Source organism: Cyanobium sp. NIVA-CYA 375, assembly GCF_056108345.1.
In genome coordinates this window covers 1-9,549 of record NZ_JBSYHW010000083.1, presented here as the reverse complement: position 1 = coordinate 9,549, position 9,549 = coordinate 1, and the positions used below count along the sequence as shown (strand labels likewise).

Annotated in this window: 9 protein-coding genes; 3 read left to right on the top strand and 6 right to left on the bottom strand. The window is 65.1% G+C overall.

Going from position 1 to position 9,549, the window contains the following annotated elements:
• Positions 1–619: hypothetical protein (locus AC01FP_RS14655; protein ID WP_474481342.1), on the top strand; the 619-nt coding region annotated here is incomplete at its 5' end.
• A gap of 97 nt (positions 620–716) precedes the next feature.
• Here AC01FP_RS14655 and AC01FP_RS14650 read toward each other — a convergent pair.
• From AC01FP_RS14650 to AC01FP_RS14625, 6 genes are all read right to left on the bottom strand, one after another.
• The gene (locus AC01FP_RS14650; protein WP_474481340.1) at positions 717–962 is read right to left on the bottom strand and encodes a hypothetical protein; all 246 of its coding nucleotides are present in this window, start codon (positions 960–962) and stop codon (positions 717–719) included.
• Positions 963–1,268: 306 nt separating this feature from the next.
• On the bottom strand, positions 1,269–3,989 hold the full coding sequence (locus AC01FP_RS14645) for an AAA family ATPase (RefSeq protein WP_474481338.1): 2,721 nt from the start codon (positions 3,987–3,989) through the stop codon (positions 1,269–1,271).
• A 59-nt stretch (positions 3,990–4,048) separates the two neighbouring features.
• Positions 4,049–5,302 (bottom strand): metallophosphoesterase family protein, encoded by a 1,254-nt coding sequence (locus tag AC01FP_RS14640; protein WP_474481337.1) that lies wholly within the window; start codon positions 5,300–5,302, stop codon positions 4,049–4,051.
• Between the two features lie 214 nt (positions 5,303–5,516).
• Positions 5,517–5,960, bottom strand: coding sequence for a PIN domain-containing protein (locus tag AC01FP_RS14635; RefSeq protein ID WP_474481336.1), 444 nt, complete (start codon positions 5,958–5,960; stop codon positions 5,517–5,519).
• Complete coding sequence (locus AC01FP_RS14630; protein ID WP_474481334.1) at positions 5,960–6,208, bottom strand: type II toxin-antitoxin system Phd/YefM family antitoxin; 249 nt, start codon at positions 6,206–6,208, stop codon at positions 5,960–5,962. The genes AC01FP_RS14635 and AC01FP_RS14630 overlap by 1 nt, the downstream gene beginning before the upstream one ends.
• Positions 6,209–6,286: 78 nt before the next feature.
• The gene (locus AC01FP_RS14625) at positions 6,287–8,566 is read right to left on the bottom strand and encodes an AAA family ATPase (RefSeq protein ID WP_474481332.1); all 2,280 of its coding nucleotides are present in this window, start codon (positions 8,564–8,566) and stop codon (positions 6,287–6,289) included.
• A gap of 199 nt (positions 8,567–8,765) precedes the next feature.
• Here AC01FP_RS14625 and AC01FP_RS14620 point away from each other — a divergent pair, with 199 nt between their 5' ends.
• Together AC01FP_RS14620 and AC01FP_RS14615 are read left to right on the top strand one after the other, a co-directional pair.
• Positions 8,766–9,125, top strand: coding sequence for a hypothetical protein (locus AC01FP_RS14620; RefSeq protein WP_474481330.1), 360 nt, complete (start codon positions 8,766–8,768; stop codon positions 9,123–9,125).
• Between the two features lie 3 nt (positions 9,126–9,128).
• Positions 9,129–9,392 carry a hypothetical protein gene (locus tag AC01FP_RS14615; RefSeq protein WP_474481328.1) on the top strand — a complete coding sequence of 88 codons (264 nt, stop codon included), beginning with the start codon at positions 9,129–9,131 and terminating at the stop codon, positions 9,390–9,392.
• The last annotated feature ends 157 nt before the right edge of the window (positions 9,393–9,549 follow it).

The following is a 9,549-nucleotide window of genomic DNA, read 5'->3' as shown; positions in this document are numbered from 1 at the left end:
GCACCTGCTAGCTGATCTGCTGACAGCAGAGTGTTCCGTGGAGCTGGTGACGGCTTTCTGTTCGCCCCAGGACTGGGGCCAGCAGCTCAGGCGGGGCACCCTTGATGCCGTGCTGCTGAGCCTGGCCAGCATCAAGGGTGCCAGCTCCGAGGCCCGCAACCCTGCCCTTTTGGGACTGGTCTTGGCAGAACTGGAGGTAATCCCCCTCGGCACTCAGGACCTGCAGCTTCTCTACGCCGCTCGCCACCGGAGCAGCCCATCCCAGCTCAATCCTTGGCGGCGGCCGCTGTTTCTGCTCCCACCGGCCAGCTGCCAGCTGCTGTTGGACGAGCAGCCCAGACGGCAGGCGCTGATGGGAGTGCGCAACACCGAGAACTGCATCGCAGTGGACCTAGTGGAGCAGCTGAGGCGTGAGCCCCTGCTGCTGCCGGCCCATCGTTCTCTTTTGCAGTGTTCGCCTTGGCAGGAAGCGCAGCTGATCGCGGTGCCGCCTCCAGATCCAATCAGCGACCGTCTCTGGTTGGTGGTGCGGCCCGAGCTGGCCGGCATTCCGCAGATCAAGGAGCTGGAGGGCCAGCTGCGTAGAAGCATCGCCTGCTTAAGCCTGGCGGAAGATTGACGCGCAGCTCGTGGGTCCGGTTTCCTCTCCACTCTTGGTACTGGATAGCCCGGAGAGTGTGATTCGCCAGGCGATGGCCGATCAGCCGGGCTCGGCCCTACAAAACCTGCACCCGGGCCTGAGAGCCGAGCATCCGCTGCTGATTGGCAGCCAGGATCAGCGCCTCCTCGCGGGGCACGTAGTGCGGCTGGGAGCTGATGTGCCCCTCGCGATCGAGGAAGAGCACCCGCAGCAGCTGACCTGCGGCATCAAGGAGGTGCACCGAGATGATGCGAATCGGGCAGTGCCGCTCTGCAGCTGGGCGAACGGGCTGGAGCGGCAGAGAAAGGAGTGTGGCGGCCATGGCTGTGCTGGCGAACGACCCTGCCGTTGCGCCCCGGATAAGCCAGCAGCGCGCAAGGGTCGCGCAGCGACTTGCGTTAGCCCTTGCGCGCTGCTGCTGCCGGGGCAGACCAAGGGGAGTGCTCGCCAGCCCCAGGGCGCCGCCGGCGTGGAATCCAGCTGATCACGAACAGCACCTCGCTAGAGAAGAATGAAAAGCTGCTGTCCTGACCCCACGTAGGGCTCTGAACAAAGGGCCTGGACGGCGTCGACAAAGGCCTGAGAGTCAATGTCACGGCAGTCCTCCTGCAGCAGGTGGATCGAGATCTCAATTCGGGAGGTTGATCCGGCTGACGTCCGCTATCCCCTGACTGCGCTCCGGATCGCAGGTGAGCAGGATCACCTGCAGGCCTTGGTCAGCAGCCTGCTGCAGCATGCGGAACACCCCCGCCTGGCGTTCTGGATCGGAATTGGCGAAGGCGTCGTCGAAAAGCACGGGCAGGGTGCCGTCGTAGGCCTCCGCCAGCACTTCCGCCATCGTGACCCGCAAGGCAGCGGCGAACTGTTCACGGGCGCCAGTGCTGAGCACGTCAAAGCCAAAGGCTGCTTCGTTGCCGCGGCGCCACTGCAGCTGCTGAAAGCCACTGCGGGCGTCGTAGCTGAGGCTGGTCTGCGGAGCTTCCGGGAACACCTGGGCGAGATAACGGCCGATCCGCTCGGTGAGCGGTGCGGTGTATTGCGTGGCCATAGCGTTCTGCTCCTCCTCCAGCAGACGCCGCAGCAGCGTGAGCATGCCCGCCTCCTTCTCCAGCCGTTCCTGGTCCTCCAGCTGTGACTCGAGCTCGGCTTGTTTCTGCTCCAGCTCGGCCTGCAGGTCGATCTGACCATCGCCATGCAGTCGGCCTTCGGCGCGAATGCGGGCCTCGCTGAACTGCCGCTCCTGGCTTTCGAGCGTGGTGATCTGCTGGTCGAGATCAGCGGCCTGGGCTTTGAGGCTCGCGGCGCCGAGCGCTGCCAGCTCGCCCTCCAGCTCCGCCAGCTTGCCCTCTAGTTCCCTGCAGCGTTCCTGGGCCTGACTAAGTGCGGCCGTCAGGGCCTCCAGAGAGCCGTGACGCTCCTGCAGGGCATGGATGCGCGTGTTGGCTTCCAGTACCTCATTTTCACGCCCGCGCAGAGCGGCTTCCGCTGTTGCAATCTGCTTGTTTTGGGCATCGAAGGCGTCGCTGGCTTGCTTCACCAGCGCCTTTTGCTGCTGTTCCGTTTTGGTCACCGCATCACGGTGCAGGCGGGCAGTTTTGAGTTGCTGCTCCTGCTCCCGCAGACGGCTCTCAAGGGCTTCCCCAAACAGGGCAGCATCAGTTGCGGTCAGGGCGACCTGAGCGTCCGATTCCTGAAGCAACGCCTGCAGGCGAAGGCGCAGTGCTTGCGGATCCACCCCGCCGCGCTGTTCGATCAGCCGCTGCTGCTCACTCAGTAGATCGCTGCGTTGCCGCTCCGCCTGGGCAGCCTCCTCCACCGTCGACAGCTGCCAACGCTGGAGTTCGGCCTGGAACTTGCCCTCCGCTGCTGCGAGTGCGGTGGCGGCTTGCGCAGCACTGGAGCCATCGCCAGGCGTCAGCCGCAGCTCCACATCGTCACCCACCTGCACGGTGGCCGGCTCCGACAACAGCTGGCGGCTGCCAGCTGCCAGCTCAAGGCCATCCACCCGCACAGAGCGGCCGGCACGGATCACCTCAATGCCGGCTGAGAGTGCTTCCGCTCGAACGCCGGCCTCGCGTCTGTCCGTCTCAAGCCGGCGCAACTTCTCCACGTCCGCTGCCAGCAGCGCGGGCAGGCGGGCGATGTCGGTCTGGAGTTCATCGCAGCGGGCCTGAATGGCGGCCAGCGCTGCCAGCTGCTGCTCCAGCCGCTGTTGCTCCTGCAGCTGCACCAGACGTTTCTGCAGGGTTTCGATCACCGTGGCATCACGGGTGGCCTTGGTCACGGCCTGTTGCTGGGTATCCAGCTGCTCCTGGGCCACCGCGCGGGCAGCCTCGAGATCAGGCAGGTGCTGCCTGAGCGCCTCGAGCGTCACCAGATCCGGGGCCTTGGCGGCCTCCAGGGTGGTCACTTGCTTTTGCAGCCCCTCCAGCTGGGTGCGGTCCTTGTCGAGGTCGTCGCGCTGCTTCTGGGTCCCCTGCAACTGGGGCTTTTCCACAGCGATCGCCGCCTCAAGTTCCTGGCTGCGTTTCAGCTTCTGGTCCAGCTCCCCGCGCTGCGCCTTGAGAGGCGGCAGCGCTTGGCGCAAGCGCTCCAGCTGCGATTCGGCCTCCTGAAAGGCCTGCTCGGCTGCCCCCTGCTGGGCGATCAGATCGCGGATGGCCGCCAGCTCCTCCTGGGCAGCGCTGGCCGCCTGGCGGGCCAGCTTCAGCGGCGAGCCCGATTTCACCTGGGGGCCCCGATTGGCACCGCCAGGGGTGTACACCGTTGCCCAACGGCTCTGGATGTCGTCCAGCACCGCCAGATCCAACGGTGATTGCACGCCCAGATCGGCGCCGGCCTGGAGGCGTTCCACCAGGCGGTCGTGGTCGTAGCTGGCAGCGTTAAGACCAAGGGGATTGCTGCTGGCTGATCCCTGCCACACCCACAGATGGCCCCAGCGCTCCTTGAGCTGATCGGCGGCACCACGGTTGCGGGCCACAGCCGCTGTGCCGATCAGTTCCGCCAGCCGCTCCTCGGCATCCTCTCCCTGCAGGCTGCGGCCGGTGCTGTCGCGCAGGCTGGCACTGCCCCGCGCACCAGCGAAGCGCTTGCGCAGCTCCCAGCGTTGACCGGCGGCCTCAAAGCTGATCTCCACCTCCGGTTCCGCCAGACAGGGATCCGATTGCATGCCCTTGAGCAGTTCGCCGCCGGTTTTCACCGGTAGGAACAGGGCCCGGTGCAGGGCCTCAGCCAGGGTGCTCTTGCCGGATTGATTGGGCCCTGCGATCACCGTGAAGCGTGGATCGAAGCTGATGGGCAGGTCGCGATGCCGGCGGTAATCGCGAACGCGGGCAGAGAGGAGGCGCATGGCTAAGGGCTGGCGTTGGGGTTGGATTGCTGGGTAGGTGGGGTGGTTCTCGGGTGCTGTCAGTTGCTGACACAGGCGCGGTGCAACTCCCGCAGGGCCATGCGGGCCAGCTCGCCTTCGTCATCGCCCAGCTCCAGCTGCTGCTGCAGCCGTTGGGCCACGCGGGCCACCAGTGGATCACCGGCTCGCTCGGTGAGCAGGCGCAATTCAGCGGCATCGGGAGCCACGCTGGTGCGATCGCGCAGTTTCAGGCGCAGCAGCCTGGCCTCGAAGCGCTGCAGCAGATCCTGTAGGCGTGCCGCAGCGGCCAGGCTGAGGCTGCCGTCCAGCTCCAGAAGCAGCAGATCCTCCTGGCTGCGGGGGCCGAGCAGATCCCGGAGGATCTGCTCAAGGCGCTCCAGGTCTGTGTCGCTGTTGAAGCGATGCTCAAGCTGATGCCAGCCAATCGCACCGGTGCGGATGTCGAACACCTCAGGCTGCAGACCGCGGTTTGCGTCGACCACCAGCACCTGGCCGGAGCGGTAGTCAGCCGCCCGCGGGAAGCGATCCATCTCATGGCAGCCGGAGTACCAGGCCCGGCTGCTCACCTGCTTGAGGCCATGCCAGTCGCCAAGGGCGAGATAGTCGATCTCACCGGTTGGCAGCGCCGAGAGGTCGATGCGGTTGGTGGGCACCGGTGGGTTTTCGTCATCCGTGTCGCCGCTGTCCTCCCCCCCGAAGCCATGGACCGATCCATGGGCCAGCACAATCCGCGGCTGGTCGCTCCAAGGGGAGAAGTCGAGCTGGCGCAGCCAGGCAGTGGGATCCACTGGCTCGGCTTTGCGCAGCAGCGGGCAGGGCAACACCACGCCCCCAGGTAGGCCGATGCTGGTGAGATCAAATGGTTGGCGCTCCAGCAGCACTGTGAGGTTGGGGGCCAGCTGCTGCACCTCCTTGAGGAAGTAGGACTCGTGCCAACAGCTGCCGGCCCCGCCGTGGTCATGGTTGCCAGGGATTACCAGCACAGGCAGCCTTACCCCACCGATGGCGCTGCAGGCTGCAGAGACGTCTGCCTTGGTGGGCTGGTGGGTGTCGAACAAATCTCCGGCAACGGCAATAAAGGCGGCACCCTGCTGCTGCGCCACCAAACCAAGCCGCCCGATTGCACTGAGCCGCTCACGCCTCAGCTGGGCGCGCTTATCGGGGTCGCTCACCCGGGCATAGGGCTTGCCCAGCTGCCAGTCGGCGGTATGGATGAATCGCATGGTGTGGGGGTCTACGTCGGGGCTGGCGAGCAGGGCTGGTGCTGCTGAAACAACCCTATGGAGGGTCATCGGAGTATTTGTCTCACCTCACGCGAACGACGAATACCCTGCTGCTGTTGATGCCGGTGGCCAGATGGGGTGAGCCCACCACGGTCGAGACCCTCGAACTGCCGTTTCTGGAGGCGGTGATCGGTGGGTTGGATGTGGCGATCTCGAGCTGCTGAGCGCGGTGCCGGCATGAATCGGCACTAGCGAAAGCGCCGACGATCGGGTGCCCCGGCTATCAACCCAGCAGCTGCAGCAGCAGGGGATCAGCCGGCTCCACCAGTGGATTGACGACACGAACACCGCGCCAGCAGAAGCCAGCATGCATATCTTCCGTGAGCAGCAGCCGGGCACCGCCCTCTGCGGCCACGTTGAGCACCAGCGCATCCCAGCTGGCCAGCTGATGCGCTACGCAGAGATCCATGGCCCCTCGCCAGGCGGCGGCATTGCTATCCAGCACAGGAAACGCATCCATCCAACCGAGCACGGCGTTCTGGGCCTGCTCGGCGGAGCGACCGGCTTTGCCGGTGAGTACGCGGAACAGCTCGCCGAGGCACTGCAGGGGCAACACCACATCGGCATCGTTAAGTTGCTCAAGCAATGCCCTGGTGGCGCTCACCCGCGGACCATCCCCAAAGCCCTCGGCATAGACCAGAAGATTGGTGTCGAGTGCGGCGCGCATCAGTCGTAAAGATCATCGCGCTGCCAGGAGCGCTCTTCCCCTCTGGCGGGTTGGGCAGCCAGACGAACCAGCAGGGCACGGCGCGCTGCTGCGTTGGAGGACGTGCCCACGCTGACGGGCGTGAGGTTGGCGACGGCCCGCCCATGGGAGTGCACCGTGAAGCTCTGGCCCTGCGCCACCTGCCGTAGCAGGGCAGAGAAGGAGCGATTGGCCTCAGAAGCACTCACAACAGCGGGATCGGCGGCCAATGGGAGCTTGAAGTGATTTTCACTACTTTAAGTTCTGCTCATTGGCTGGGACGTGCTGCTCGATCACGACTTCTAGGCTCAGGTGGTGGCCTTGGTTGGCGAGGAGCTGCGCCTGTAAAGGGTGACAACTCCCTCGGCCTGCTGGAGTTGGTGCTCGCGCAGCGCCAGGGGATGCTCGATGCGGATGCCTGCGCCCCAGCGGAAGAGCCAGTTGCGTAGGTCCCAGTCGCGCTCCACGGTCCAGCTGGGCATGCGGATCTCCACCGGATAGGGGTGGCTGTCGCCGGCGGGGTTGGGGGCCAGCGTGTCGCGGGGCCCTGCCAGGCCGGTCGGATCGTCTGGCAGGGGCTTGGCATAGGCCGTGTGCTCCGGCGGGAAGCGGCGCGGCTCCTCGCGGATCAGCTCAAACACCCGCGGTGTGCAAGAGAAGCGCAGCAAGCTCCAGGGATGCTGAGGTTTGCGACCTGTTGATGGCGTCATGACAGCCAGCTGGTCGTCGACCGACTCGCCGAAATAGAGGCCGCCGCAGACGTGCAGCAGCCGCTGCAAGCGCTCCAGCGCCTGGTTGTGCTGGGCTTCTGTGCTGCGGCGGGTGTTGCCGTCCTCGTTGTGGAGCACCAGCCGATCCACCCGCAGGATGCGGATCAGGCCAGATTCGTCACTGCGGCCGATCTGAACAGTTTCAAAGGCGAGATACCAGCTGATGTTGTGAAACAGCAGTTGCAGCGGCCATGCCCGGAAACGCCCGTCATCGCCCCGCAGGCGCTGCTGCTCGCTGATGCCATCGGGTGCGTGGCGCAGCCAGATGCGGCGGCGATCAAAGATCGCCCGCTCCAGCCGGCTGGCCACATCAGGGTCGGCCAGGGTGCCTGGCTTCTCCTCCGTGAAGGAACGGTGCGCCAGGGTGCGCTTGGGCTGACGCAACCGATCGGGGCTGCCGTCAGCACCAAGAATCCCTGCGCGCTGGAGCCGATCCTCCAGGGTCTGTAGCAGGGGCTGCTGTGACTGATCGCTGAGGCGATCAAGGGAGGCCCTGAGCTGGGCATGCAACTCCAGTAGCTGGTCTGCCGAGAGCAAGGCCGTACCGATCACGTAGCCCTGGCGGCGACTATGGGGCCGGCCTTTCACAGGTGCCAGAAATCCGTAGGGACTTAGAACGTGCTCAAGGTCATACCGCAGCGCGGCTTCCTGATCGGCCCGGTAGCTCCCCTCGATCTCTGCCAAGTTCTCAATCAGATGGCGGTAGAGCGGGCTGAACTCATGGCTGGCCCGCTTTGCCCCTTTGGGCCGGGACGCGGCCGCAGCCGAATGCTCCTCGGCTGAGCCGGACTCCGGTGCATCAAACGGTTGCTTGAGGATGTGGCGCAGCAGGGTGAACACCCGGCAGAACACCTCCCGGTTAGCCAGGGCGGGATAGCCGCCATGCACGGCGCTGCCGATGACGGGGCCGGTGCTGCCTAGGTCAATCGGCTGGTCGCCCTGCCAGTCGAGCCTGCAGAAGCCATTGGCCTCCAGCCAGGCCAGATCGGCGCGGATCGCCGCCACAACCCCGTAGCCATCGCTGTTGCCGCCATGCACCTGCTTCCAGCTGACGAGGTAGGCAGCGGCCCGCTCGGCTAGATCGCCCTGGGGCGGCGGATTGCATATTTGGAGCAGCTCAGCAGCCGTGCTGGGATCGCTGGCATCGAGGCCGGTAAAGCTGGTGAGCAGGCGGAGCAGGAACAGCAGCCGCTCCAGATCCAGCAGGCGTGAGTAGCGGTGCAGGTGGGGCTCGATGGCACGCTGGCGGTTGAGGGCATTGCGGATGCGGCCATCAAGGCCCGCCAGGCGCAGCCGCAGGTCATCGCCGCTGCCCTCGGTGGCGGCGGGGTTGAGCGTTTCCACCACCGCAAAGCCCTCGGCCCGCTCCGGCTTGAAGAACCTGTTATTGATGCTGGCGTGGAACTCCTCGATCACTGCCTCGGGTACAGGCCGCTCACGCTGTAGTGCCCAGGCTCTGCACTGCTCCAGGGGAGTGGTGAGCCACCAGCCGATCCACTCCACCGTCCGGCTCAGCTGCAGTTGCTGGGTGTAGAGCAGCCGCCAGGGCCGGCGGGCATGGGTGGCATCGATCACCACAGGCGTACCGGCGTCGACGCTGGCGTGCAGGCGCTGGAGCAGCAGCGCCCGGATCTCATCCCATGGGCCCTGCACTGCCGCATCCCCGAATAGCTCCTCGCGGATGGCATCGGTTGAGAGCACCACACCGGGCTCGCCGTTCTCCCCTTTGAGCAACGGTGCCAGTTGATGGGCCAGCGTCGTTTTGCCACTGCCGGGTGGGCCGATCAGCAGGTGGCAGCGCAAGGGAGCAGCAGTCATCACACCATCGTGGAACGGCGGCTGGATCCGTGCCAGCGGCTCCTGCGAACGTCGATTGCTACCGAGGTCGCATAGCCAAGTCGTAGCCGACGGTGCAAAGGGGGCCTGAGTGTGACAGCGCTAGGCGGTCATTCGCAGAAGGCCGGCACCCAAGAGGCTCTGGCAACCACACAGTGGTGCCTATCGCTTCCCCTCAGCCATGCAGATCATCCAACTGGAGCTGGACGACTGGAACTTCTTCTGCCCGGTGACGGGCCTGAAGGTATTCAACGACGACGGCCAGCCCAACGCCCCCACCTTTCGCGCTGGCTGGTGCCATGAGGTGCCCGAAAGTCCGATTCATCTGGCCGACGTGCTCAAGCCCCTTTGGCAGAGCTACCTGGAAGCCCAATTGGCCGCAGATGACACAGTGAACATTCCGGCGTTCCTGCGGTCGGTGGAGCTGCCGAACTGGGTGGCGTTTGAGATCACCACATACGGGATGGCCTGCGGGCCGGTGTGGAGCCAGGAGTGGACAGTGCTGGAGCTCAACAGCCCCGATGAGCCCGTGGAGGGCTGAGTCATGTTTCGTTTTCGCGCCGATAGCCAGGGATCCTTGGGGTTTGAGCAGTTTCTGCGCCTGGCCGAGCGATCAGCCCAGAGCGATCCCGGCAGCGCCATGGTGGAGGTGCTCCGATCCAGATCAGTGCCCGGCATCGACTTGAACCGGATTCTCAGCAGCTCCCAGCTCAACCCGGTAAATAGGACGGAAAACCTGCTGCGCTTTCTCTGTCATATCGCTGAACAAGGCGGCTGGACGGTGAATCTAAATATCCGGATTGATTGAGATGGGGTGCAATTCCTCTTCTCAATTACAATGTGATTTGGCCGTCCGCATCCAAGTCTGAAGCCTAAAAGAGCATGGATGGTTGCAAGCGAAGATCCCGCTCCAGGGCTATGCGGATCTCGTCGTTCGTGATTCGGCTGCCATCCTCCGGAATCAG

Excerpts from the sequence above, each read along its gene's own strand:
- AC01FP_RS14650 (WP_474481340.1), bottom strand. The coding sequence starts at position 962 with ATGGCCGCCACACTCCTTTCTCTGCCGCTCCAGCCCGTTCGCCCAGCT.
- AC01FP_RS14620 (WP_474481330.1), top strand. The coding sequence starts at position 8,766 with ATGCAGATCATCCAACTGGAGCTGGACGACTGGAACTTCTTCTGCCCG.
- AC01FP_RS14635 (WP_474481336.1), bottom strand. The coding sequence starts at position 5,960 with ATGCGCGCCGCACTCGACACCAATCTTCTGGTCTATGCCGAGGGCTTT.
- AC01FP_RS14615 (WP_474481328.1), top strand. The coding sequence starts at position 9,129 with ATGTTTCGTTTTCGCGCCGATAGCCAGGGATCCTTGGGGTTTGAGCAG.
- AC01FP_RS14640 (WP_474481337.1), bottom strand. The coding sequence starts at position 5,302 with ATGACCCTCCATAGGGTTGTTTCAGCAGCACCAGCCCTGCTCGCCAGC.
- AC01FP_RS14645 (WP_474481338.1), bottom strand. The coding sequence starts at position 3,989 with ATGCGCCTCCTCTCTGCCCGCGTTCGCGATTACCGCCGGCATCGCGAC.
- AC01FP_RS14625 (WP_474481332.1), bottom strand. The coding sequence starts at position 8,566 with ATGACTGCTGCTCCCTTGCGCTGCCACCTGCTGATCGGCCCACCCGGC.